Genomic DNA, 25103 nt, shown 5'->3' with positions numbered 1-25103 from the left:
AACACCTGTGTCGGCGACGCTGCCTGCTGCCATGAAGGTCCGCTCTGCCCGTTATGAAGCTCCTCGTAAATCTGCTCGGCACATGCCTCAATCTTACTGTCGTCGTCGCGCTGGCCGCCGCCTCGCTCGTCGCAGCCCTGACGCGACACCTGCCCGATCACCGCACGCTCGCCAACTGGGAGCCGGCGGTGACCAGCCGCCTCTATGCCGCCGACGGCACGATGGTCGCGGAGCTCGCGCGGGAACGCCGGCTGTTCCTGCCCATCGCCACCATCCCCGCACGCGTGCGCCAGGCGTTCCTCTCCGCCGAGGACAAGAACTTCTACACCCATCCCGGCATCGACGTTGCGAGCATCGGCACGGCGCTCTTTGCCAATCTCGCCAACTACGGCTCCGGTCGCCGCATGATCGGCGGCTCGACGATCACGCAGCAGATCGCCAAGAATTTCCTGCTGACGTCGGACCGGACTGTGGAGCGCAAGCTGCGCGAGGCGATCCTTTCGCTGCGGATCGACCAGACCTATTCCAAGGACCGCATCCTCGAACTCTATCTCAACGACATCTATCTCGGGCGCGGTGCCTATGGCGTGGCGCAGGCAGCGCTCACCTATTTCGACAAGCCGGTCAGCGAGCTCTCGGTCGCGGAGGCAGCCTTCCTCGCAGCCCTGCCGAAGGCGCCCAACAATTACGACCCGGACCGCCAGGCGGAGCGGGCAACCGGCCGCCGCAACTGGGTGATCGACCAGATGCGGCAGAACGGCGTCATCGACACCGCCGCCGCCGCAAAGGCATCCGCTTCCTCGCTCGGCGTCAGGCAACGCCAACAATCGCCCGCGGTCGCCAGTTCCGACTATTTCACCGAGGACGTCCGCCGCCAGCTCAACGCCCGATACGGCGATGCTGCCCTTTATACGGCCGGCTTCTCCGTGCGCACGACGCTCGATCCGCGATTGCAGGTCGCCGCCATGACGGCGTTGCGCAAAGGCCTCGTCGCCTATGACCAGGCAAAGGGCTACCGCGGCCCCGTCGCCAGGCTCCCTTCGACTGGAAACTGGGCGCCGGCGCTTGCCAGGCTCCAGCCGCTCGCCGACGTGCCGGAATGGCGGCTCGGCGTGGTGCTGGCGACCGACAAGGATGGAGCAGAGATCGGGCTAAGGCCGACGGTCGCGGAACGAAGCGGTGCTCTTGGCACCAACGAGACGATCCGCCTTGGCCGGGCGGGCATGGCCTGGGCGCTCTGCCGCTCGGCCAAGGCAAAGCGGGGCTGCGCCGCGGGACCCGACGGGGCTCTGGCGCCCGGCGACGTCGTCTATGTGGAAAAGGCGGGCGACCGCTACTTGCTCCGGCAGCCGCCGCTCGTGCAGGGCGCGCTCGTTTCCATGGATCCGAACACCGGCCGGGTGCTGGCGGTCGCCGGTGGTTTTTCCTATGCCCAGTCGGAATTCAACCGCGCAACCCAGGCCTATCGCCAGCCGGGCTCGTCGTTCAAGCCCTTCGTCTATGCCGCCGCCCTCGACAACGGCTATGCGCCGACGACGCTGGTGATGGATGCGCCGATCGCCCTTGCCGACGGCGCCGGGCGAATGTGGAAACCGAAGAACTACGACGGTCGCTTCAGCGGTCCATCGACGCTGCGCGTCGGGCTCGAAAACAGCCGCAACCTGATGACCGTGCGCCTTGCCCGCCATCTCGGCATGGATCTGGTCGCCGACTACGGCAAGCGTTTCGGCATCTATGACGAGCTGAAGCCTTACCTGCCGATGTCGCTCGGCGCCGGCGAAACGACGCTGCTCAGGCTGGTCTCGGCCTATGCGGTCATCGCCAATGGCGGCAGGGCCGTCACGCCTTCGATGGTCGATCGCGTCCAGGATCGTTACGGCCGCACGATCTTTCGCCACGACCAGCGCAAGTGCGACGCTTGCAACGCCTCCGACTGGACCGGCCAGGAAGAGCCCATGCCCGTGGACGACCGCGACTACGTGCTCGATCCGATGACAGCCTATCAGGTCACTTCGATGCTGCGCGGCGTTGTCGAACGTGGCACCGCTCGAAATGTCGGCTCGCTCGGCGTGCCGATCGCCGGCAAGACCGGCACCACCAATGACGAGAAGGACGTCTGGTTCGTCGGCTACACGCCCGATATCGTCACCGGTGTCTTCCTCGGCTACGACACGCCGAAGCCCATGGGCTACGGCGAAACCGGCGGCGGCCTCGCCGCACCCATTTTCATCGATTTCATGAAGGTGGCTCTTGCGGGGCGGGCCGCGGCCGATTTCCACGCGCCAACAGGCATGATGGTCGAGGCGATCGACCGGAAGAGCGGCCAGCCGGTCCCGGCGGGCACGCCGGGTGCCATTCTCGAATCCTTCAAGCCGGGCACTGCCCCTTGCGCCGGCGGCTGCCCGGTCATCGACGGCTTCGAGACGGCGAGCACATCGGCCACGGCCGATGCGGACCTTACGCCCGAACAGCGGGCGAAGCTTCTTACCAACAGCAACGGACTTTATTGAGATGGCACGCAAGGCTCAGCTCCGGCCGGATCCCCGCGGCCGCCTTCTCCTCGTCATCGGCGCCTTCGCGCTCGTCTTCGGCCTCATGCTCGCGCGTCTCGTCCAGCTCGGCGCCGCCGACTACGAGCGCACCGGCTACATACCGCCGCCGCCGTCGCTCGGCCGTCCCTCGATCCTTGACCGCAACGGCAATCTGCTGGCGATCGACGTGCCGAGTTCCGGGCTTTACGCCGAGCCTCGACTGATCGTCGATGTGGACGAAGCAGTCGAGAAACTGACAGCGATCTTCCCTGATCTCGACGGGCGCGACCTCTATCGTCGGCTGAAGAGCGGTGCGGCGTTTGCCTGGATCAAGCGGCAAGTGACGCCGGCCGAAGAGCAGGCCGTCTGGAACGCCGGCCTTCCAGCGATCGGCTTCCAGCGCGAGAAACAGCGCTTCTATCCCAACGGCACGCTTGCCGCCCACGTGCTCGGCGCGGTCGATATCGACAATATTGGCATCGCCGGCATCGAGCGCTGGATCGAGGGCCAGGGGCTGGAGGTGCTTCGCCAGAGCGGAATGGATCTCTCCCATCGCAACCTCGAGCCGGTGAGCACGACGCTCGATATCCGCATCCAGCATGCGCTCGAGGTCGAGTTGCGCAAGGCGATCGCCAAGTTCAGCGCCAAGGCCGGGGCCGGCTTGGTGCTCGACGTCACCAATGGCGAGATCCTGGCGCTCGTTTCTTACCCGGATTTCGACCCGAACCTGCCCGTGGACGCGCTGAAGCCCGACCGTATCAACCGCATCGCCGCCGCCACCTTCGAGATGGGCTCGACCTTCAAGGCACTGACGACGGCCATGGCGCTCGATTCCGGCCAGTTCACGCTCCGCTCCGTCATCGACGCCAGCAAGCCGCTCGCCTTCGGCCGCTTCCGCATCAACGACTACCGCGGCCAGCATCGACCGCTGACGGTGCCGGAGGCCTTCATCTATTCGTCAAACATCTCGATGGCGAAAATGGCGATATCCGTCGGCCCGGAGAACCTGCAGGCATTCCTGACGCGCTTCGGGCAGATGTCGCGGCTGACGACGGAACTGCCCGAAAGCGCCCATCCACAATTGCCGCGACGCTGGGGCGAGATCGAAACGGCGACCGCCTCCTACGGCCACGGCATCGCCGTGACGCCGCTGCAGGCGAGCATCGCGGTGGCGGCGCTCGTCAACGGTGGGCGCCTTATAAGGCCAACTCTGATCAAGGGTGCGGCGCTCGACGAACGCATCATCGCGCGCAATCTGATCAAGCCGGAGACCGGCGAGGCGCTGCGCTATCTGCTGCGGCTCAACGCCAAGACCGGCTCGGCAAAGAAGGCGGAGGTCAAAGGCTATTTCATAGGCGGCAAGACCGGCACCGCCGAAAAGGTGGTCAGCGGGCGCTACTCGAAGGAGCTGAACATCTCATCCTTCATGGGCGTCGTTCCCGTCGACAATCCGCGCTATCTGCTTCTCACTTTGCTCGACGAGCCCAAGGGTCTGAAGGAGACCTATGGCTTCCGCACCTCCGGCTGGAATGCAGCACCGCTGGGCGGCGCGGTTTTCGAACGGATCTTGCCGATGCTTGCGCTCATGCCCGATTTCGAAATCGCAGACGTCAGCTTCCCCGAGATCAGCAGCCAGGGCGCCTTTGGCTCCCAGCTCTTTCCGTCTCCGACGAACACAGGCGAGCGCAACAGCGGCGCGATCGACGGAGCGCTTTGATCCCTGCCGCCGCGGCAGGCAATGACGCGCGAGCCGGCAACCGAACCGTCGGCTATGCTTCAAGGAAAGCGCGGGAGAAACCCGGTTCGGTCACTTCGATCGTTCCATCCGGGAGCTTCAGAAAGCGCTCGATGGCGGTGCCGTAGGTTCGCATCCAGCCGTCGAGCATCGCAGCCGCGCCGTCGAGGTCGCCGGCCTCCTGTCGCTGCAAGGCCTTGTGCATCACTTTGGCGACACTCAGCCGCAGTTGCAGCAACATCAGGGCGGAAGCTTCCGGATCGGGCGCATCGAGCGTTCCGTCCGCGTGCCCACGCCGCAGCATTTCGGCGACCAGCGGCAGGCTGACGGCCATCAGCGCCTCGTCGATACGATGATAGAGCGCGACATTTTCGGGCTTGAAGAGGGCGTTGAAGCTGTTCTTCAGCTGCGGCGCCATGTCGAGCTTCAGCCGCCGCGAGCCGGCGAAAAGCGCATTCAGCTGGCCGACTGCATCGAGCGACGGATCTTCGAAAAGCGGCTGCAATTCCTTCAGGTTCCGCTCAGCCAGGCGGGTCGCGACCGCCTCCAGCAAGGCCTCCTTCGAGACGAAATAGTGGTAGAAGGCGCCCTTGGATAGATTGGCCTCGCGGATGACGTCGTTGACCGTCGTATTCTCGTAGCCGTGCAGAAAGAACAAGCGCTCGGCGCAATCGGTCAACTCGTTCGATCGGACTTCCGGCGATTTCTTCGTTCTGACCATGAGCGCTCCCAGGACGGCGGCTTAGCACGGGTTTGCGGCGCGGTCCACGACGCTCCTGAAGGTCGAGGAAATCGGCAGCCTTGAAACAAACCGACCGTCGGTCTATTTATACAGAACGGATTGGAAGCGTTCAAGGAGCGTCTCGTGCGGCTCACTCGTTATGCAATCGGAGCGGCCGTTGTCGTTGCCGTCGGTGCGGCAAGCGCCTGGTATTTTCTTCGCCCGGTTCCCGTCTCCGTCATTTCGCCGAAACGCGGCGATGCGGCGGAGATCATCTATGCGGATGGCGTGGTGGAGCCGCGCACCTGGGCGAAAGTCACCCCGACGGTCGCCGAGCGCATCGTCGAGCAGTGCAATTGCGAGGGACAGCGTGTCGCCAAGGGTGACGTGCTCGCCCGCCTCGACGACACCGAGGCACGGGCGGCGCTTGGCGAACTACAGGCGCGGCTGACGCTGGCGCAGGAGGAATATCGGCGCAAGCTGGCGCTCGCCGAACGCAGCACGATCAGCGAACAGGAAGTCGACCGGGCGCGCAGCGAACTCGGCCAGCTCGAAGCGCTCGTCGCCGGCCGCCAGGCGCGGCTCGCGACCTATGTGCTGCGCGCACCGAGCGCCGGCCAGGTACTCAGGCAGGACGGCGAGATCGGCGAGGTCGCGGATCTCGGCACGGTGCTCTTCTGGGTCGGAGAGCCGAAACCGCTGATCGTCACCGCCGACGTCAACGAAGAGGATATCCCGCGCGTCGAAGTCGGCCAGAAGGCGCTGCTCCGATCGGATGCCTTCCCCGACCGCAAGCTGGAAGCGACGGTCGACAGCATCACGCCCAAGGGTGATCCGGTAACGAAGACCTATCGCGTGCGCTTTCGGCTGCCCGACGACACGCCGCTTCGGATCGGCATGTCGACCGACGTCAACATCATCGTGCGGGTCGCCAATGGCGCCTTGATCATCCCGACCGTGGCGCTGGAAGGAGCGAAGGCCGCCGTGATCGACGGCAATCGCGCACGGATCCGAGAACTGAAAACGGGCATCCGCGGCGCCGACGGCGTCGAAGTCCTCTCCGGCCTCAAAGACGACGCGCGCGTCGTCTCGCCCTTCCCGACCGGTCTTGCCGATGGCACGCGGGTGAAGGCCACCCCTTCGCCGGAGAAATGAGCCCGCCATGCGCCTCATCCTCGACATCGCACTGACGCACATCACCGGCCGAGGCCGACAGACGATCGTCGCGATGCTGGGCGTGGCGGTCGGCGTCGGCTTCTCCATCGCCATGGCAGCGCTGATGCAGGGCGGCCAGGACGACTTCGTTCGCCAGCTCGTCGACACGATGCCCCATGTGCAGGTGACCGACGAGCAACGCACGGCGCGCCGCCAGCCGGCGGAAGACCTGTTTAGTGCCGCAGCCATTTCCGGCCTCAGGCCACGCGACGACCGCCGCGGCATCATCAACCCAACGGCAGCGCTCTCCTGGCTCGACGGCTGGATCCCCGGCCGCTTTGCCGCCACCCTCAGGGCGCAGGGCGTCCTTCGCTATTCCGGTCAGGAGGTCGGCGCCGCCGTCATCGGCATCGATCCGCAGGCGGAGCCGCGGGTCTCGCCGATCATCGGAGATTTCAAGGCGGGCAGCTTCGCGGCCCTTGCCGCCGGCGGCAACAATGTGGTGATCGGCGATACCATGGCCTCCCGGCTCGGCGCCAAGATCGGCGACACGATCACCGCTGTCTCTTCGGAAGGGCTCAGCCGCCGCTTCAAGATCGTCGGCCTCTTCCACACCGGCACGACGGCGCGCGATGAGGGCGAGGCCTATGTGCTGCAGAAAAACGCCCAGATCCTCTCAGCCCGGCCCAACGCGATCAACGTGATCAACATCAAGCTCGACGATCCGAACGCCGCCCCGACCGTCGCCCGGCGTATCGAGGCGGAACTCGGCTACAAGGCGATCGCCTGGCAGGAGGCCAACGAGTCGATCCTCGAGGCGCTCGTCGTGCGCAACGTCATCATGTACACGGTCGTCGCTGCGATCATGCTGGTCGCCGGCTTCGGTATCTTCAACATCATCTCGACGATCACGCACGAGAAGGCGCGCGACATCGCCATCATGAAATCGCTCGGCTTCACCGAGACCGACATGCGCATCCTCTTCGTGCTCGAAGGCGTGGCGATCGCGACAGTCGGCACGCTTGTCGGCTGGGCGTTCGGCTTGGCAATGATCTATGGCCTTTCGCTCGTCCGCTTCGAGCTCGCCGCCACCGGCCAGGAGATGACCCGGCTACCGATCGCCTGGAGCATGTTGCACTATCTGATCGCCGCCGCTTTCGCGCTCGGATCGGCAGCGGTTGCCGGCTACCTGCCGGCGCGGCGCGCGGCCCGGGCAAATCCCGTCGATATCATCCGGGGCGCGACATGAGCACGCTGATCGAAACCAAGGATGTGACGCGGATCCTCAGGGAGACCGTACCTGTCACGCTGGTGAAGGACATATCGCTCACCATCGGCGAGCGGGAATTCGTCGCTGTCACCGGCCCCTCCGGTTCCGGCAAGTCGTCGCTCCTCTATCTGCTCGGCCTGCTCGACCGGCCGACGGGTGGCACGCTTATGATCCGCGGTCGCGACACGGAGCGAATGGACGAGAACGAACGGGCAGCCACGCGGCTCGCCAATATCGGATTCGTCTTCCAGTTCCACTTCCTGTTGCCCGAATTTACCGCCCGCGAGAACGTCGAAATTCCCATGCGCAAGCTCGGCCGCCTCGGCCGGAGCGAGATGCGTGGGAAGGCAAGCGAGCTGCTTGCGGCACTCGGGCTTGCCGATCACCTCGACAAGCGGCCCGATCAGCTCTCGGGCGGCCAGCGCCAGCGCGTGGCGGTCGCCCGTGCACTCGCCAACGACCCGCCGCTGATCCTCGCCGACGAACCGACCGGCAGTCTCGACAGCACGAGCTCCGAGCAGGTCTTCAGGATCCTGGAAACGCTGGTGCGCGAAGAGGGCAAGACCGTGGTCGCGGTCACTCATGACCTGGATATGGCCGCGCGCATGGACCGGCGCCTTCATCTCATCGATGGGCACCTAACCACGGAGACGATCAATGCCGCGCGCCAAGACGAAGGCGCAGCTCCGGAGGCCTGACGAACGAGGCCTCAGCCGAAGACGAGATCGCTTTCGGAGAGAACCGAGAGCGAGCTATCCTCGATCAGAATGCCTTCGGTTTCCGAGCCATTGAAGGAGACGAACACGCCATCGGCCGTGTCGCGCGCTGCGGCAAGGAAATCCGCATAGCTGTGAATACCCGTTGTGTCCTGGGCCTCGTGGGAAAAGGCGATGCGGTCACCCTGCCGGCCATCGAAATCGAGAATGCGATCGAGGCCCACCTCGCCGGAGGTTTCCGACGACCAGTAAAAGGTGTCCGCGCCGCGGCCACCCGTCAGCACATCACTGCCGTTACCGCCGCTCAATAGGTCGTTCTCGGACCCTCCATCGAGGAAATCCGCCCCGTCGCCGCCGAAGAGCTGGTCGTTTTCCGACGCGCCCGTCAGCTTGTCATCCCCGCCGCGCCCCTCGAGGATATCGTTGCCGCTCGAGGCGTAAAAAGTGTCGTTGTCGTCGCCGCCGCGTAGTACGTCGTCGTAGCCCCCGCTCGAAACGTTGAAATATTCGATACCGGTGAACGTCAGGCCGGTATGGGTGACACCCCGTGCCGCGTCGAAGTCCATCGCCTCCGGCAGGCCGCCATAGTTGAGGTTCAGGAGGTCCCGGCCTTCACCGCCATCGACCTCGCCGACGTAGCGGGCATTGATCGTGTCGTTGCCCGCGCCGCCGCGCAGGATCGACGCAACACCGAGGCTGCCACCGCCGGGGAAGGTGTCCTGCAGCCAGTCGTCTCCGGCGCCGCCATCGAGCACGTCGCTGCCGCCGGTATTGGCTAGCGTGTCCATTCCGTCGCCGCCATAGGCCACATCGTCACCGGCGCCCGTGACGATCGAGTCGTTTCCGGCACCCCCGTGAATGTAATCATTGCCGTCTTCGCCATAGAGCGCATCCCCTCCGGCGCCGCCCTCGAGGTGATCGTTTCCAGCGCCGGCCTCGACCACGAGATAGGTCAGATCGCCGGCGATCACCCGATCGTTGCCGCTGCCGAGCATGAGGCTCGCCTCCTCGATGCCGCTAATGACGGTGCCGGTCGAGGCCCCTCCGGCGGAGAAGTCGACCGTCAGGTCGCTCGTGCGCTGCGTTTCCTTGATCCATAACCAGTCCTGGCCCGCCCCACCGTCGATTTCTGCCGAATACAGCGTCGAGGTGATCTGATCGCGGCCGTCACCGCCAAATAGGCGATTGGCGCCGAGCCCGTCGATGATCGTATCGTCGCCGACACCCGCGTCGACGAAGTCGTTGCCGCCGCCGGTCTGGATGACATCGGAAAGCGTACTCCCCAGGATCCGGTCGTTGCCGCTTCCCGTCGTCACTTCGATCTTTTCGATGCCGTCATAGGTGACGAAGATATGGCGCTCGCCCGATGTCTGATGACCGATGATGCCGTGGCCGTTTTGCAGGTTGAAGACGACGGGGGCTTTGGCGGCGACGAGATCGATAGCCAGCGTATCGGTGCCGCTGCCGCCGGAGACGGTGCTGCCGGTACCGATGAGAACGAAGCGGTCGTTGCCGGCGCCGCCATTGAGACGATCGTGACCGCCGCTGTTGGTTATGAGATCGTTTCCGCCACCGGCGTAGACGACATCGTTGCCGGCGCCCGTCGAGATGTTGTCGCCTGAGGCGGTGCCGGCGATCCGGTCGTCGCCGCTGCCGGCAAGCACCCGCAACCACTCGATATCGTGGAAGAAGACGTGGCGCCCGGCGAGCGCAGGATCTCCGACATAACCGTGGCCGGACCCGCCGTTGAACACCATGCGCTCGGAGGTTTGTGAGAAATCGACCACGAGACCATCATAGCCGGCCCCTCCGGTGACCGCACCGCCGGTCCCGTTCAGCACGATCTGGTCGTCGTCGGCACCGCCGTCGAGCCGATCGTAGCCGCTCGAGCTTATCAGGGTATCGCGCCCGCCGCCGCCGCTGACGAAATCATCGCCAGCGCCGCCGTCGATCGTGTCGGCGCCGAAAAGCCCCCAGATGCGGTCGCTTTCCGCGGTACCCTTCAAAACGTCGTTCCCATAGGAACCTACGATCCTCGCCATGCGATCACTCCCCTTCAAACAATTTTCAAGAATACTTTGCCACGGAAATATCGACACTTCTATGCGGACTGTATTTATATAAACTCGTAAAGCAATACCGAATAAATACTCGAAATACTGGCAATATAATTCGAGATTTATATTAGTTGTTTCGCGCGTATATTTTCATCCTCGGCGCCGTGCGTCCCTCGGCGTGAGAAACACGCGTGCGAGCTTTTCGGGAAAGAGCCTCGATAGCCGGTCGCTGCCGGACACGACGGCTTTGCCCGAAGTTCGGGTGGTGGCTTATGGGAGGTGCCGACCTATCCCTGCACCGGCGCGGCTGCCCAGCGCCTGGTCGCTTCCGCTGCATCGTCAAAGCTTGCCTCGAAGGCTGCGGATGCGAGCACAGCGCGAATGTGGAGCGTTTCGCCGCCGACATTTGCAAACCCGTGCCGACGCAATTTCGGCACGATCAGCGATTGATTGCTGGTGAGGATGAAACGTTCGTCGTCGATCCACATTTCCGCCTGCCCCGCCACCACCGTCAGCACCTCTTCGACGGGATGGCTATGGGTGGGCGCGCCGGCGCCGGGCGCGATCCATTGTTCGAACAGGCACAATCCGGAAGCGCCATTGAGCGCGGAGATGAGCATGCGGGTCTCAACCCCGGGCGCCACATCTCGATCGGCCAGTCTTCATGCGCGACAGCTCCCATGACGTGCTCCCCGCCGATGAAATCCGGCCAGCAGTTTATCAGGTTGAACCAATCGACACGACCGATCCCGCTGAGCGCTCAAGGGCATTTGATGCCTCGCCTTATCGATAGCTGGGCAAAAGGAAGGGGCGGCGCGGAACGCCACCCCTCCCTGAGAGACTACGGTATGAAGACCGCCTACGGTCAGTTGATGACTTGGACCACCGTTCTCGACTGCGGCTCGACGATCACGCGGTGGTCATTTACGACCGCATAGGCGTAGCGCGGATTATCGGGTACGGGCGTCAGGACGACGGCTTGCGGGATGGGTTTACCGATCACGACCTGCTCCTGCACGACGACCGAAGGCGGTGCGGGCTGCTGTTCGACATAGGTGATGACTTCCGGCGGCGGCGGCGTCAGCGCTCCGCCGAGCGCGCCACCGACCACGGCACCCACACCGGCACCGATCGGCCCGCCGACGACGGCACCCGCGGTTGCGCCGCCAACGATGCCTGCGGCCGTGCCGGCTTTCTGGTTGGCATCCTCAGCAAATGCGGATCCTGCCATCAAAGAAACAACAGCCGCGGCGATTATAAGCTTCTTCATGATCTAATCCTTTCGTTTGATCACCACATCAACGAAAAGAATAATAATTTGTTCCGAATCCACGCTAATTTCAGCGCATCACGCTTGATAAATTTCATTAACAATCAATGTATGATCGACATCAACGCCATACAATTCAAAGAGGCACCGACCATTATCAATTCTATAGTACAAATAGCAGAGAATCACCCTCTATGTGACTGAGACGCCTTCGTGCGCTCTCAAGGCAAACCCATCTGCCCCGCCACGCTTTCTGCCCGCACCGCCCATCAGTCACGGGGCAACCGGCCAAGAAGCAGTTTGTTCCCTTCCCTGTTGCCGCAGCGTACGCATTTCAGCGCCGGGCCGATGGAATTGAGAGAGACGCCCCATCCGCGCCTGTTTGCAACAAGCCGGCGATCGATCCGCCCCTGGTGTCGACATTTCCCGCATTGCGCCACGAGCACGTACCATTCCGGCAAGAGTTCCAAGGTCGCCCCGTCAACGGTGGCGTCTTCGCGCGGCATCAGGTCGATGCTTCGACGATGCCTCATGTTCATTCCTCTCGAAGCTTCGACTCACTTCGCCCGTCATCCAGCTGCCGGGCCTTGAGCGGCCCGCTCCTTCGTCAGCGTGCGGAACCGTCGAGCCGAAGCGAAAGCTGGACACCGCCACGCTTCAGCCGCGGCAACGGCGGCGCCATGTCGATGCGGCCGAAGGTGCGCTTGCGCCATTCGGCCTCGCGTTCCCGCTTCTTTCGGGCGGCCGCAACGGCGGCCATGGCGCGTTCGATCACTTCTTCCGTGTGGGTCATGGTCTCCATCCGACTCATGGGAACCTCCGCTTTGTTCTTGTTATGTTCTTATTTTAGCGTTCCAATGTCAACTCCCCTCATGAGCCCGGACGAATCGCTCTTGCCGTATCGAGGCTTTCTGCGTCGCTCGGCGCCGGGCGCAGGGTCTGATCGGCCGAAGCCAAGGCGACGATGGGCAAAAGAGCGGCTTTTTCGGCCACCCGATTTTCCTTGTTTTCCAGCGGCCGGCGACCGGTCCTCAGCGCCGCCTCATTAACCTTCGCATTGCCGAATTAACCATTTGTTAACCATTTGATCGATACACCGAAGCAACGGAAAATTTACCAAGATGAATGATGTGTTAACCGAATCCCGGCCGATCCGCCTCAAGGGGCGATCCTTCCTTGCGCTAGCGCTGACCCCCGAGCTTCCGCTCGAGGATTGGCTCACCCGCCTCGACCATCTCGCCTCCCGCTCCGCCGGTTTCTTCCTGCGACGCCCGGTCGTGCTTGATGTCGACGGCCTTGATATCGACCGGTCGCAACTGCGCGAACTCGTCGACCAGCTCGGCAAGCGCAATGTGCGCATCATGGGCATCGAAGGCGCGCGCCAGTCTCTGCTCGGCGCTGACCTTCCTCCCGCGATGACCGACGGTCGCCCGGCGGCGGACTACGAAGCCAAGATGGCGGAACAGGCCGAAAAGAGCGAGACGCCGGAAGCGGAAGCAGCCGCGGAAACCGTGATCACGGCAGAACCGCTTGCCACCAAGGCGACGCCGTCGATCGTCGTCACCCAGCCGGTGCGCTCCGGCCAGTCGCTGTTCTTCCCCGAAGGGGACGTGACGATCATCGGCTCGGTCGCCTCGGGCGCCGAAGTCGTCGCCGGCGGCTCGATCCACATTTACGGCGCGCTGCGCGGCCGGGCGATGGCCGGCACCACGGGCAATGCTTCGGCGCGGATCTTCTGCCGCAAGCTCGAAGCGGAATTGATTGCGATCGACGGCTTCTACAAGACGGCCGACGACATGGAGCAGAACCTGCGTGGCAAGTCCGTGCAGATCTGGCTCGACGGCGAACAGCTGAAGGCCGGAACGCTCGGTTAGGCCGAGGCAAGGAAAGGTGTGGATGCTTGCCATCCGCATCTGGTGATTCAGGTCGATCCGGCCGGGGTCACGAGGACGTAGGCGAAGGCGAATTCTTAGATACTTGGAGAGACGAATGGGCAAGGTAGTCGTAGTTACATCGGGCAAGGGCGGCGTCGGCAAGACGACGTCCAGCGCCGCACTGGGCGCCGCACTCGCTCAGAACGGCGAGAAAGTCGTCGTCGTGGACTTTGACGTCGGTCTGCGCAATCTCGACCTCGTCATGGGCGCGGAACGCCGCGTCGTCTATGACCTGGTCAACGTGATCCAGGGCGAGGCCAAGCTGTCGCAGGCGCTGATCCGCGACAAGCGCTTGGAAACGCTCTATCTGCTGCCGGCCTCCCAGACCCGCGACAAGGACAACCTGACGCCGGAAGGTGTCGAGAAGGTCATCGCCGCCCTTCAGAGCGCCTTCGACTGGGTCATCTGCGACAGCCCCGCCGGTATCGAGCGTGGCGCCACGTTGGCCATGCGCCACGCCGACATCGCGATCGTCGTGACCAATCCGGAAGTCTCGTCGGTGCGCGATTCCGATCGCATCATCGGCCTGCTCGATTCCAAGACGCTCAAGGCGGAAAACGGCGAGCGCATGGAAAAGCACCTGCTGCTTACCCGCTACGACCCGGTACGCGCCGAGCGCGGCGACATGCTGAAGGTCGACGACGTGCTCGAAATCCTGTCAATCCCGCTGATGGGCATCATTCCGGAAAGCGCCGACGTGCTGCGCGCGTCCAACGTCGGTTCGCCGGTCACGCTGGCCGACACCCGCTCGGCCCCGGCGCTCGCCTATTTCGAGGCGGCTCGCCGACTGAAGGGCGAGGCCCTGCCGATCAACATCCCCGGCGAGAAGCGCAGCTTCCTCGGCAAGATCTTCGGAAGGAAAGCGGCATGAACCTTTTCCGTTTCTTCTCCCGCACACAGTCAGCGCCGGCCGCCCGCGAACGGCTGCAGGTGCTGCTCGCCCATGAGCGCGCATCCGCCGGCGATAGCGATCTCGTCACCAAACTGCGCGACGAAATCCTCCAGGCGATCTCCAAACACATGCAGATCGACGACGACAAGGTCCGCGTAACGATGGAACGCGGCCCCCAGGTCTCAACGCTCGCCGTCGATATCGAGATCCCCTTCGACGCAAAGAAGGCGGCCTAAGGGCCGCCAACTTATTTGGGAAACAACGTTCCTCTCGGCCGACTTCCTGTTTTCAGATACGGCAGCATCCAGCGGGTACTGCCGTATTTTTTGTCTGAGATCAGTACTCCGGGGCGACACCGAAGACGAACTCCACCTTGTCGCCCGTCATGTTGAAATATTGGTGATCGAAACCCGCCGGAAGCCGTCGCGCGGGTTGAGCTCGAACCAGACCTGGCTTTCGGCATCGGGCACATGGATGTTCAAGATACCCGACACCAAGTAGAGGCATTCGTCACCCTTGTGGCGCTCCATGCCGGTGCGTTTTCCCGAAAGCAGCGTCGTCTTGCCGACGGTGAGCTGATCGGTCGCGCAATAGAGGCCGGTATAGGCGCCCTGCGTTTGCCGATCGAGGCTTAAGAGCAGATCGGCATCGCGCATCGAATGGATTGTCCTGGCCTTCCGCTGGGCGTCGGCGTCCATCGGCCAGCGACCGATGGACCTGCTCTGGCCATAGCGCGATTGCTCGATCTCGATATAGGGCTTGGTGCGCGCATAGGGGCCTGACGTGCCCTTGGCCGGCGGCGGCGCGAAGAATTCCAGCACGCGGACCTGCTCGTTGCCAAGGTTGAAACCGTGGTGCCAAGTTTCCTTGCGGAAGAACAGCGCCTCGCCTTCCTTCGCGATGCAGAATTCACCCGTCTCGGGGTTGGCAAGGCCAAGTGTACCGCTCAGCACGTAGAGAACCTCGTACGCCCCGAAGATCGCGGGAGGCCATCGTATGCTTGAAGCAGCCGCCGGGCTGCATGAAGACGATCTGGTGAATGCTTTCCGTCGAGGCGTAGATCCAGCCGTCAACGAGACCGGCATTTTCCTCGCCCCAGAGATGCCGCGTGACGCCGGCATAGGGGATGTGGCTAGGACGATCAAAGACAGGACGGGGAGACGGCTTGTATCCCATTGGTAAACTCCTTGGTTCTGGGCGCGAAGCGGCGCGCCGATGTGGGGGGGGGGGGGGGAGGTCAGTCTGCGCCGTCTCGCCGACGACGGTCGCCCGTTTTGCGACCGTCCTTGGTTTCGATGACTTCCGCGACCTGAAGGCGTTCTTTCAACAACACCTGCGAAATGCGCGGATGGTCTCCGCCTCAGCATAGAACACTCACGCGGCCTGTTGCGGCAGCGGCCCGACATAGAGCGAACGCGGCCGGATAAGGCGGCCTTCCAGCGCCTGCTCGCGGGCATGGGCGATCCAGCCGACGGTGCGACCGATCGCGAACACGCCGGTGAAGGCGTCGCGCGGGAAGCGCAGCGCATCGAGCAGCAGCGCCGTGTAGAACTCGACGTTGACGTCGAGCGGGCGGTCGGGCTTGCGCACCTTCAGGACGGCGAGCGCCGATTGTTCGACCTCTTCTGCCAGTCGAATGCGATCGCGGTTGGCCGGATGCGCAGCGATCAGTCGTTTCAGCGCGCCCTTCAGCGCATCGGCGCGGGGGTCGCGGACACGATAGACACGGTGGCCAAAGCCCATCAGCCGTTCGCCGTGGTCGAGCGCGTCGGAAAGCCAGGCCTCCGCATTCTCAGGCGTTCCAATCGCGTCCAGCATGTCGAGCACCGGACCAGGCGCGCCGCCATGGAGCGGCCCCTTGAGCGCCCCGATGGCGGCAAGCACCGAAGAGGTGAGACCGGCCTTGGTGGAGGCGACCACGCGTGAGGCGAAGGTCGAGGCGTTGAGGCCGTGGTCCGAGATCGTCACCAGATAGGCGTCGAGCGCCGCCACTTCTTGTCTGCTCGGGACCTTGGCACAGAGCATCGCCAGGATATCGGCGGCGTGCGACAGCGCCGGCGTCGGCGCGACCGGAGCTTCACCGCTCTTCATGCGCAACGCCGCCGGCAGGAAGACGGCCGGCGCGGCGAGCAGACGTAGGGCCGTATCGAGGTCCTCCCCATCCGGGAGCCGGGCGATGAGCGCGCGCATGATGTCGACCGGTGGCAGTTCCAGCAACGCATCGTCGATGGCGCCAACATGGGCGAACACTTCCGCTCGCTTCTCACCCAGCCGCTTCGCGAGTTCAACCCGGTCCGGCATCGGCCCCAGCAGCCCCTCGAACAACAGCGCCACGACATCCTCATAGCTTGCGTGGCCGGCCAGGTGATCGAGCGAGACGCCGCGGATGATCAATTGACCCGCCTCGCCGTCAACATGGGAGAGCTGCGTTTCGGCGGCGACGACGTCTTCAAGTCCGTTCTTCATCATCAAGTTTCTCCTTTACGCCGAGGATGATCCGACCTAGACCTATTGACGTCAATCTTGATGCTATTGATCAACATGAATACACTCTGGATCACCGCCGAAGAGGCGCTCGCCAAGCTCGGCAGCAAACGGCAGACGCTCTATGCCAATGTCAGCCGCGGCCGCATTCGCGCCAAGCCCGACCCCGCCGACCCGCGCCGCAGCCTCTACCAGGCCGACGACGTGCACCGGCTGGCCGAGCGCCACGCCGGCAGGCGGCAGGCGGCGGTCGTGGCGGCCGAGACGATCCGCTGGGGCGAGCCGGTACTGCCAACGACGATCTCCAGCATCGCCGGAGGGCAGCTCTCCTACCGCGGCAGCAACGCGATCGAACTTGCCACCACAGCGACCCTGGAGGAGGTCGCCGCCCTGCTCTGGCTGACACCGGCGGCGGTTGTTGTTCCAGCGCGCGATCCCGGCAGCAGCCAATCGCGACTAGCAACGACCTTTACGCTTCTCGCCGGGCGCATCGAAGCCGACCTGCCGGCGCTCGGACGCAGGCCCGCCATCCTGAAGGCCGAGGCCGCCGAGGTGCTGGCGACCGTTGCCGCCGGACTTGCGCCGTCGCGGGAAAATGTGCCGCTGCACGAGCGCCTGGCGCACGGCTGGGAGCGGCCGGAGGCGGCGGAGCCGATCCGCCGATGCCTGGTGCTGACGGCGGAACACGAGCTCAACGTTTCCGCCTTTGCAGCACGGGTCACCGCGTCGTCCGGCGCCGCACTTTCCGCCGCCACACTTTCGGGGCTTGCCACCCTCACCGGCCCCAGGCACGGCGGCGCCTGGCTGAGCGTCACGCGGCTTGCCGAACAGGCGGCCGTGGGCGGGGTGCGCGAGGCGATCCGTACCATGCTGTCTTCGGACGGCGTGGTCCGGGCTTTCGGCCACCGGCTCTATCCGGACGGCGACCCGCGCGCGAAGGCCATCATGTCGAGCTTCGACGTGCCGCCGCTCTATGCCGCGCTGGCCGAGGCCGGCGAGGAACTGCTCGGAGAACCGGCCAATCTCGACTTCTCTCTGGCGGCGCTCGCTGCTGCCTATGATCTACCCGATGACGCGCCGATGGTGATATTCGCCCTTGCACGCACCGTCGGCTGGCTCGCGCACGCAATGGAACAGGTCGTCAGCGGCGATCTGATCCGGCCGCGCGCCCACTATGCCGGATCGTAGCTCCTCCTCCGCGCCCTCAGCCCTAAGCTCGATTGACTAGAAAAGGCGCGGGCGGGCGGCCGCAAAAGGGCCACAATACGCGCCTGGGGAAAGAATATCCGTCAATCTGGAGCGAATTGGCCTTTATTAAATAATGTTAATGAAGCGGATTTCCGGAGATGTTTACCGAAATATTACGCGTTATTAACATGACGGCGGCGCACGGAAGTAATACCTTCATTTTCGAGGCTGAATATTGCCGGCGACCGCTTCGGCCGTGACGCGACAATAGGAGACAGCCTCGAACGGAAGCGCGCGGCGCTTCCTTCAATTCAGGAGATGCAGTCATGCGCTCGCCCTTCAAGACCACCACCATCGCAACCGTCGCCCTCGTTCTCTTAAGCGGCGCCGCCTTTGCTGCCGATCACCACGATTTCGGCCGCGACAACGACAAGGGTGCCTATACCGGCGATTACTACCAGGGCATTTTCGCCCAGGACGACATGGCAACCCCGGCCATGCCGGTCTACCGGACACCGACCCACATTGCATCGACGCGGCTCGATCACGTCCTGCATGAACTCCGGGTCGACAACCACCGCATCAACGCCGACCACGAACAGGGCAAGCTGACGGCAGCAAACTACCGGAAGCTTGAACGCGAAGACGGTGCTGTGCGCGCCGACGCCGTCAAGACCGCCGCCGCCCATCACGGCATGCTGCCGGCCCAGTCCTACGCCCGGCTCCAGGGTGACGTTCGCCATCTCGACCGCGACATCGCCCGAATGGCTTGACCGACACGTTGAGGCTCACCCGTCTTCGGGTGAGCCGTAACCGATGGGGCCGGGCCTGCTCAAGGGCCTGGTCCTTCGGTAACCAGACCGCCCCTTAATCCAATGCCGGCCGACGGTGCCCGCAGACCCGACCTGCCTCGGGCTGCGTCCGGCCAAGTTCGTCCGGCAAACAGGCAGCGAAAGGAACAGGATCATGTCAAACATTCTCACGAGGTATCGAGCTGCCGCCCTCCTTGGCGCAGCCGTCATCATTGCGCCCTTGTCTGTAGCAGCCTTCACAGGCCATGACGTGGCCGCTGCGGCGGCCAGTCCGGCCGTTGCAGTCCCGGCCACATCCGGCGGATCCTTCGCGCCGGTCGTGTCGGCAGACAAGCCGGCGGTCGTCACCGTGACGACCGTGATCAAGGCCGACAACGCCGGTGCGAGCGAACCGTCGCAACCGGGCGGAAATTCGCCCTTCGACGAACAATTCCGCCAATTCTTCCACGATCAGGGCATCCCCTTGCCGGACCAGGCGCCTGAGCAGCGTCAGCGTGAACGGGCCGAAGCGCTCGGCTCCGGTTTCATCGTGACCGCGGACGGCTACGTCGTCACCAACAACCACGTCATCGACAAGGCATCGAGCATCATGGTGACGCTCGACGACGGCACGCAAGTGCCGGCCAAGCTTGTCGGCGCCGACCCGAAGAACGACCTCGCAGTCCTGAAAATCACGGCGCCGAAGCCGCTCGCAACAGTTGCCTGGGGCGATTCCGACACCTTGCGGGTTGGCGACCAGGTGCTGGCGATCGGCAACCCGTTCGGCATCGGCACGACGGTCACGTCGGGGATCGTCTCGGCGCGCGGCCGCGACCTGCACAGCGGTCCCTATGACGATTTCATCCAGATCGACGCCCCGATCAACCACGGCAATTCCGGCGGACCGCTGGTCGACGCAAAGGGCCAGGTGGTCGGCATCAACACGGCGATCTATTCGCCGAACGGCGGTAGCGTCGGCGTCGGCTTCGCCATCCCCTCGGACCAGGCGCAAAAGGTCGTCACTGAGTTGATGAAGGATGGTTCGATCCAGCACGGCTTCATCGGCGTGCAGATACAGCCGGTCACGGCTGATATCGCCGACGCCATCGGCCTTGCCCAGCCTGAGGGCGCGCTCGTTGCCGGCGTCAGTGGCGGAACGCCCGCGGCCAAGGCCGGCATCAAGGCCGGCGACATCATCATCGCGCTTGGCGGCAACCCGGTGAAGTCGCCGCGTGACCTGTCGCGCATGGTCGCCGACCTCTCGCCCGGCACCTCGAAGAACCTGAGCCTATGGCGGACCGGCAAGACGAAGGATGTTGCGATCACGATCGGCGACAATGCCGCAGACCAGCAGTAACCGTCGCAAGTACGTCACCGCACACCTTGCCTCCAACCAGCCCGGCCGCACCGCGGCCGGGCATCGCCATGGCATCAGTCAGGCGGCAAGCGCTCCGGTCCGGTTCTGCTCGCGCCAGGCGACGGGGCTCAAGTCGGTGACGCGGCGAAACTCGCGATTAAAATTCGATTTCGTCTGAAAGCCGGATTCCAGCATGGCCGCGGTCACCGACATGTCGGTTTCGCGCAACAGCCGGCAGGCCTCAGCAATCCGGATATCGTTGATGTATTGCGAGACGTTCTTGCCCGCCAGCCGATTGACGGCGGTCGATATCTGCCGGGCGGGCAGGCCCGCGCGCCGCGCCAGACGTGACAAGGTGAGGTTTTCGTCGCGGGCCAGTTTCTGACTGACGAGCAGTTGATCGATCCTGTCGAGGATTTCGCGGTCCTGCGGCTTTGCAACAGGATCCTCGTCGGTGACCGCGCCGGCGGCCGGAAGCGCACGCGCACGGTCCGCGACCATGGCTGTCAGCCCGATGAAGAGCAGGCCCAGCAAGTTCGCGTTACTGACGATGAGGCCGATATTCGCGCCCCTCGTCCATTCGAAATCCAGAAGGATCGCAAGATCGAAGAGCGCCGAAAGGCAGAGCGAGAACGCGGCAATGAGCAAGGCGCGGTGCGCCGCGGCCGCACCTTCGAAGCGCGCTTCCTCCAGCGCATCCGTACCGACGCGCGCCAGGTTCAGGAGCGCCAGCGCGTATCCGACATATTCGACGATCAAGGCGAAATCGATGTAGCGCGGCGCGAACAGCACGAGCGCGAACATACCGATCGTCGGCGCCGCATGGACCCACCCCGCCGCAGCAGCACTGCGCTCGTCTCTGCGGATCAGGCTGTGGAAACTCGCAAGCACCAGCGGCGGCACACCGCTCGCAAGCACCGGCAGCGCAAACTTCAACGCAGTGACGTCATAGCCCCAACGCAGCCCGACGATCACCGACTGGAGCGCACAGAGCGCGACCAGAGCGAGGAACGGCCGGTTGCGCCGCCCTGGCTCGTCGCCATGCAGCATGAACGCAAGCAGGATAAAAAGCAGCAAGGCGACGACGAACGGGAGCGGCAGAAAGATCAAGGCATGTCCTTCAGACAAAGGCGGACAGACAAAGGCGGACAGACAAACGGCAGGCAGGCGAGCGGCAAGCAGGCATTTCGATGAGCGGATCATTGCCCAGATCGCGATTCGGGACGACCTCAATCGCGATCGAGGACGCGGACAAACGGGGCGTCGGTGACGGTCGGCCGTCTTTTCCAACACAGCGAGATGCCCAATGCCCCTCCTCCAGTTCATTCCCGCCGCTGCCTTCCTTCTGAGCCTGGCCGCCTCGGCGCAAGCCGATGACGTCGGCGTCCGCGAGATCGACGTTGCCGCACCGAAGCGGGAACGCCAACTCGCCGTCACCGTCTGGTATCCCGCCAAAGCCGGCGGTGAGCCGGTGCTTGTCGGCGACAATCGCATCTTCGAGGGATCGCCCGCAGCGAAGAACGCCCCCTTGCGCGAGGGCCGGTATCCGCTGGTGGTTCTGTCCCATGGTTCGGGCGGCCGCGTCGAGGCGATGAGCTGGCTTGCGGCCGAGCTCGCGGCGGCCGGCTTCATCGTCGCCGGCCCCAACCATCCCGGCACCACCAGCGGCGACTCGACGCCTGCCAACACGCCGAAGCTTTGGGAAAGGACGGCCGACCTCTCGGCATTGATCGACACGTTCACCCGGGATCCGCAATGGAGCGCTGCAATCGACCCCGGGCGGATCGCCGTCCTCGGATTCTCTCTCGGCGGCTCGACCGCCATGGAGATTTCAGGGGCAAGAGCGAGCCTCGAGGCCTATGCCGGCTACTGCGACAGCTACGGCAAGTGGGATTGTGCCTGGTTCGTCGGCGGCAGGGGCTATGTCGACGACACGCCGGTCGACGTCGACAAGCTCGATCTTCGCACCGTCGACAAGGCGCGTTTCGAGCAGTCGAACCGGGATCCTCGGATCAAAGGCGCCGTACTCGTCGACCCCGGCCTCGCCCAGGCCTATGTGGAAGACAGCCTCAAGGCGATCGCGATCCCGATGCATTTCATCAATCTCGGCAGCAAGGAGACGATCCCGCTTGCGGTCGCTTCCGAGCCGCTGGCGGCGCTGACGCCGAAGGGCTCCTATGCCACGGTCGCCGGAGCAGACCACTTCAGCTTCCTGCCGATATGCAAGGACGGCGCTGCCGAACTGCTTGAATCCTTCGGCGAGGTCGATCCGATTTGCGGCACGACGGAACGGCCGCGCGCCGATATTCATGCCGAGATCAGCAAGCTGACCCGCGAGGCCCTGCAGAAAACACTGGCGAATCGATAGCATCGTCATACTGGCCGCAGGGCGATGACACGCGTCGCCCTGTGCTCGGTCTGTTCGATTTCGGTCTTGCCCGGAGAGATGGCATCGTCCGAGGAGACGAGAAGCTGCCATCGCTCTGGTCCGCTGCTAGCGCTGAAACGTGAGGTGGACAGTCCCACTCTCGGCCGTTTCTGCCTTGACGGTGTAGCCGGCCTCCAACCCGCGCAGATCGTCCCAAAGACGGATACCCCGCCCGAGCAGGATGGGTGCGATCGCCACATGCAAGCTATCGACAAGGCCTGCCTTGAGATAGGCGCGCACGACCGTGGGTCCGCCGCCAATACGGACATCCTTACCGTCCGCAGCGCTCGTCGCCTGCCGGAGTGCATCGGCAAGGGACGTGTTCAGAAAATGAAATGTGGTGCCTCCGGCCATCTCGATCGGAGGCCGCGGCATGTGCGTGAGCACGAAGACCGGGACGCGAAACGGAGGTTCTTCCCCCCACCAGCCGCGCCAGTCGGGATCGTTTGGGTGAGCGTGAAATCCAAACATGGCGGCACCCATAATCTCAGCACCGATGTTTGAGAAGTATGACTGCGCATATTGCTCATCGACGCCCGTGGTGCCCGCTCCGGACGTGTCCTTGAACACGCGCTCCCGCATCGTTCGGGTCGCAGCATAGGCGGCAACCAGACGCGGCCAATCAGCGCCAAACGGATTGTCCGGGGTCTGATCTGTGGTTGTCGCGAAACCGTCCAGGGAAATGTTGAGATCGACACGAACTGCCATTGGTCTCTCCTAATAGTAAGGTAGGTGCCTTATTAATTTCACCCGAATACAAAGGCAAGTACCTTATTATCATTGACGCGCGTGCGCGGTCCGCTTTAGTGTGGCGCATGCCCTATCATTCGACCCCGCTTGACCTTGCCTTCCATGCACTCAGCGACCCGACGCGCCGCGCCGTTGTTTCACGGCTTGCGGACGGGGAGATGCCCGTGAGTGTCCTTGCCGAGCCCTTCGACATGGCACTGCCCTCCTTCGCCCAGCACCTCAAGGTGCTTGAAGATTGCGGACTTATCGCAAGCGAGAAACGTGGCCGCAGCCGCTGGTGTCGACTGGAGCGGGGGCGCTTCGAAGAGGCGGCAACCTGGATGGAAGCGGAGCGACGACGTTGGGCCGAACGGCTCGACCGATTGGAAGCCTATCTGGACAAGACGTAGGGAACGGCAATGGAACCGATTTTTGAGACCTGGTCGCCCGACCGCGAAATCGTTTTGGTCAAGGTGCTGAAGCACCCGCGACAAAAGGTTTTCGCCGCCTGGATGGACCCGCAAGCGCTGGCACAATGGTATGGCCCGGCTGGCTTCAGCATCGAGAACCATGAGGCTGACATCCGTGAGGGCGGGGTATGGCGCTTCGACATGGTGGGCGAGTTTGATGGTCGGCAGCAGCGCTTCCCCAGTCTGATGCGCTTCCTGAAGATCGTGCCCAACGAATTGATCGTAGTGGACTATGGCACTGCTGAGCCCGACGACCCCGATCGCTTCTATATGACGATTACTTTCGATGAACAGGCCGACGGCAAGACCGTGCTGACCCTGCGCCAGCTTCACCCAAGTCGCGAGCGCCGCCAAGCGGTCATCGACTTCGGCGCGGTGGAGTACGGGCTGCAGACGCTTGACAGTCTGGCCGCCTGGCTCGATGGCTGACGCGGCCCGCCTGGACGTTGGTCGCCGCCTTCATGATTGACCGCTTTCAGGATTGTTCGGAGCCACGTCTGAGCTTGCGACTGGCACCGTCGGCGAAGCCGTCGCCGCTCGTTCCGATCAAGTGACGGATCTGCGCGGCACCTATGGCCGAAGGAAGTCGAGAAGCTCCGAATTGAAGGCCTTTGCCGACTCGATATTGACGATATGCCGACCAGGCAGCGACAGGTGCCGGCCTCGCTGCACCCGGGCGGCGATATATTCGAGGTCCGCCGGCGGGCATACCGGATCGCCGTTGCCGGAGATGGCGAGCACGGGGTTGGCAATCGCTACGATCTCCTCCCTCAGGTCCGCGCCGGCGAGCGCGGTGCAGCCGCCGATGTAGCCGTCCGTCGAGGTGGCGGTGAAGGCGCCCAGAATGCGATCGACGGCTTCTGCATGGCTGGCTGCAAACTGCGGGCTGAACCAGCGTTCGGCCGTGGCCGCGGCGAGCCCTGCGAGACCGTCCGCCCGGACGCTATCGATGCGGGTGCCCCAGCTCTCGGGCGTCCCGATCCGCGCCGCCGTGGCACAGAGCACGATCTTGTCGAGACGTTTGCCGGCATGGATACCTAGCCATTGTCCGGTCAGGCCCCCGATCGACAGGCCGCAGAAATGTGTCCGCTCGATCCCCAGGCCATCCATGAGCGCGAGCACATCCTGGCCGAGGTCGGACAGCGCATAGGGCGGCGGCGGCGCCGAGGACTGGCCATGACCGCGGCGATCGTAGCGCACCACGCGGAAATGGGGCGACAGATCGGCGATCTGCGCATCCCACATGGAGAGGTCGGTGCCGAGCGAATTGCAGAAGAGCAGCCAGGGCGCGTTGCCGTTCTGGTCGCCGTCGATGCGGTAGTGAAGGCGATGGCTGGACAAGTCGAGATAGGCCATGAAACAGGAACTCCAATCG

General features: G+C 64.0%; 23 protein-coding genes and 1 pseudogene. 14 read left to right on the top strand and 10 right to left on the bottom strand.

The features are described 5' to 3' along the window. Positions 1-53 precede the first annotated feature (53 nt). Both IB262_RS11465 and IB262_RS11460 read left to right on the top strand, forming a co-directional pair. A complete protein-coding gene (locus IB262_RS11465) occupies positions 54-2510 on the top strand; it encodes a penicillin-binding protein 1A (protein WP_192357004.1) in 2457 nt (818 codons plus the stop codon). A 1-nt stretch (position 2511) separates the two neighbouring features. After that, positions 2512-4248 (top strand): penicillin-binding protein 2, encoded by a 1737-nt coding sequence (locus IB262_RS11460; protein ID WP_192493565.1) that lies wholly within the window; start codon positions 2512-2514, stop codon positions 4246-4248. Between the two features lie 52 nt (positions 4249-4300). Here IB262_RS11460 and IB262_RS11455 read toward each other — a convergent pair whose 3' ends face one another. Continuing rightward, positions 4301-4987, bottom strand: coding sequence for a TetR/AcrR family transcriptional regulator (locus IB262_RS11455; RefSeq protein ID WP_112976623.1), 687 nt, complete (start codon positions 4985-4987; stop codon positions 4301-4303). A gap of 144 nt (positions 4988-5131) precedes the next feature. Between IB262_RS11455 and IB262_RS11450 the strand changes: the two genes are divergently transcribed. Genes IB262_RS11450 through IB262_RS11440 form a run of 3 tightly spaced genes read left to right on the top strand, consistent with a single transcriptional unit; the run spans position 5132 to position 8110 of the window. Next, positions 5132-6142 (top strand): efflux RND transporter periplasmic adaptor subunit, encoded by a 1011-nt coding sequence (locus tag IB262_RS11450; RefSeq protein ID WP_034798492.1) that lies wholly within the window; start codon positions 5132-5134, stop codon positions 6140-6142. Positions 6143-6149: 7 nt separating this feature from the next. Then, complete coding sequence (locus IB262_RS11445) at positions 6150-7391, top strand: ABC transporter permease (protein WP_060584809.1); 1242 nt, start codon at positions 6150-6152, stop codon at positions 7389-7391. Then, a complete protein-coding gene (locus IB262_RS11440; protein WP_112976622.1) occupies positions 7388-8110 on the top strand; it encodes an ABC transporter ATP-binding protein in 723 nt (240 codons plus the stop codon). The genes IB262_RS11445 and IB262_RS11440 overlap by 4 nt, the downstream gene beginning before the upstream one ends. An 11-nt stretch (positions 8111-8121) precedes the next feature. Here the strand turns inward: IB262_RS11440 and IB262_RS11435 are convergent, their stop codons facing one another. The 4 genes from IB262_RS11435 to IB262_RS11420 all read right to left on the bottom strand — a co-directional run bounded on the left by IB262_RS11435 (position 8122) and on the right by IB262_RS11420 (position 12248). Beyond that, positions 8122-10170 (bottom strand): calcium-binding protein, encoded by a 2049-nt coding sequence (locus IB262_RS11435; RefSeq protein ID WP_060521875.1) that lies wholly within the window; start codon positions 10168-10170, stop codon positions 8122-8124. Positions 10171-10472: 302 nt separating this feature from the next. Beyond that, on the bottom strand, positions 10473-10805 hold the full coding sequence (locus tag IB262_RS11430; RefSeq protein ID WP_082566589.1) for a cupin domain-containing protein: 333 nt from the start codon (positions 10803-10805) through the stop codon (positions 10473-10475). Positions 10806-11050: 245 nt separating this feature from the next. Continuing rightward, positions 11051-11455 carry a DUF1236 domain-containing protein gene (locus tag IB262_RS11425; protein ID WP_060584803.1) on the bottom strand — a complete coding sequence of 135 codons (405 nt, stop codon included), beginning with the start codon at positions 11453-11455 and terminating at the stop codon, positions 11051-11053. Positions 11456-12062: 607 nt separating this feature from the next. After that, the gene (locus IB262_RS11420; RefSeq protein ID WP_034798488.1) at positions 12063-12248 is read right to left on the bottom strand and encodes a hypothetical protein; all 186 of its coding nucleotides are present in this window, start codon (positions 12246-12248) and stop codon (positions 12063-12065) included. Between the two features lie 328 nt (positions 12249-12576). Here IB262_RS11420 and minC point away from each other — a divergent pair, with 328 nt between their 5' ends. From minC to minE, 3 genes are all read left to right on the top strand, one after another. Continuing rightward, complete coding sequence (gene minC, locus IB262_RS11415; RefSeq protein ID WP_034798390.1) at positions 12577-13329, top strand: septum site-determining protein MinC; 753 nt, start codon at positions 12577-12579, stop codon at positions 13327-13329. 115 nt (positions 13330-13444) lie between these two features. Next, positions 13445-14260 carry a septum site-determining protein MinD gene (gene minD, locus IB262_RS11410; RefSeq protein ID WP_034798389.1) on the top strand — a complete coding sequence of 272 codons (816 nt, stop codon included), beginning with the start codon at positions 13445-13447 and terminating at the stop codon, positions 14258-14260. Then, positions 14257-14517, top strand: a complete 261-nt coding sequence (gene minE, locus IB262_RS11405; RefSeq protein WP_034798387.1) for a cell division topological specificity factor MinE — start codon at positions 14257-14259, stop codon at positions 14515-14517. The genes minD and minE overlap by 4 nt, the downstream gene beginning before the upstream one ends. 147 nt (positions 14518-14664) lie before the next feature. Here minE and IB262_RS11400 read toward each other — a convergent pair whose 3' ends face one another. Together IB262_RS11400 and IB262_RS11395 are read right to left on the bottom strand one after the other, a co-directional pair. Continuing rightward, positions 14665-15366 carry a cupin domain-containing protein gene (locus IB262_RS11400; protein WP_276524208.1) on the bottom strand — a complete coding sequence of 234 codons (702 nt, stop codon included), beginning with the start codon at positions 15364-15366 and terminating at the stop codon, positions 14665-14667. Between the two features lie 289 nt (positions 15367-15655). Continuing rightward, on the bottom strand, positions 15656-16747 hold the full coding sequence (locus IB262_RS11395; protein WP_034801767.1) for a citrate synthase/methylcitrate synthase: 1092 nt from the start codon (positions 16745-16747) through the stop codon (positions 15656-15658). A 75-nt stretch (positions 16748-16822) separates the two neighbouring features. Between IB262_RS11395 and IB262_RS11390 the strand changes: the two genes are divergently transcribed. The 3 genes and pseudogenes from IB262_RS11390 to IB262_RS11380 all read left to right on the top strand — a co-directional run. Next, positions 16823-17953, top strand: a complete 1131-nt coding sequence (locus tag IB262_RS11390) for a citrate synthase (RefSeq protein ID WP_060584600.1) — start codon at positions 16823-16825, stop codon at positions 17951-17953. Between the two features lie 326 nt (positions 17954-18279). Next, positions 18280-18726, top strand: a complete 447-nt coding sequence (locus IB262_RS11385; protein WP_090425993.1) for a hypothetical protein — start codon at positions 18280-18282, stop codon at positions 18724-18726. Positions 18727-18919: 193 nt separating this feature from the next. Next, positions 18920-20083, top strand: a pseudogene (locus tag IB262_RS11380) (Do family serine endopeptidase); the annotation flags it as partial. A 96-nt stretch (positions 20084-20179) separates the two neighbouring features. On the opposite strand, the gene IB262_RS11375 reads toward IB262_RS11380, so the two are convergent. Beyond that, positions 20180-21211: an AraC family transcriptional regulator gene (locus tag IB262_RS11375; RefSeq protein ID WP_112985987.1), complete on the bottom strand. Its 1032-nt coding sequence runs from the start codon at positions 21209-21211 to the stop codon at positions 20180-20182. A gap of 196 nt (positions 21212-21407) precedes the next feature. On the opposite strand from IB262_RS11375, the gene IB262_RS11370 reads away from it, so the two are divergent. Continuing rightward, positions 21408-22469 carry an alpha/beta fold hydrolase gene (locus IB262_RS11370; protein ID WP_112977087.1) on the top strand — a complete coding sequence of 354 codons (1062 nt, stop codon included), beginning with the start codon at positions 21408-21410 and terminating at the stop codon, positions 22467-22469. Positions 22470-22595: 126 nt separating this feature from the next. Here the strand turns inward: IB262_RS11370 and IB262_RS11365 are convergent, their stop codons facing one another. Continuing rightward, on the bottom strand, positions 22596-23237 hold the full coding sequence (locus tag IB262_RS11365; protein ID WP_060644430.1) for a dihydrofolate reductase family protein: 642 nt from the start codon (positions 23235-23237) through the stop codon (positions 22596-22598). A 107-nt stretch (positions 23238-23344) separates the two neighbouring features. Here IB262_RS11365 and IB262_RS11360 point away from each other — a divergent pair, with 107 nt between their 5' ends. Further along, on the top strand, positions 23345-23668 hold the full coding sequence (locus tag IB262_RS11360) for a metalloregulator ArsR/SmtB family transcription factor (RefSeq protein WP_060521861.1): 324 nt from the start codon (positions 23345-23347) through the stop codon (positions 23666-23668). Between the two features lie 9 nt (positions 23669-23677). After that, positions 23678-24157 (top strand): SRPBCC family protein, encoded by a 480-nt coding sequence (locus tag IB262_RS11355; RefSeq protein WP_034801716.1) that lies wholly within the window; start codon positions 23678-23680, stop codon positions 24155-24157. Between the two features lie 141 nt (positions 24158-24298). Here the strand turns inward: IB262_RS11355 and pcaD are convergent, their stop codons facing one another. Next, complete coding sequence (gene pcaD / locus IB262_RS11350) at positions 24299-25084, bottom strand: 3-oxoadipate enol-lactonase (RefSeq protein WP_112977088.1); 786 nt, start codon at positions 25082-25084, stop codon at positions 24299-24301. Positions 25085-25103 lie beyond the last annotated feature (19 nt).

Source organism: Ensifer sp. ENS02 (assembly GCF_014851885.1).
Classification (GTDB): Bacteria; Pseudomonadota; Alphaproteobacteria; order Rhizobiales; family Rhizobiaceae; genus Ensifer; species Ensifer adhaerens.
This window is presented reverse-complemented; position numbering and strand designations above follow the sequence as displayed.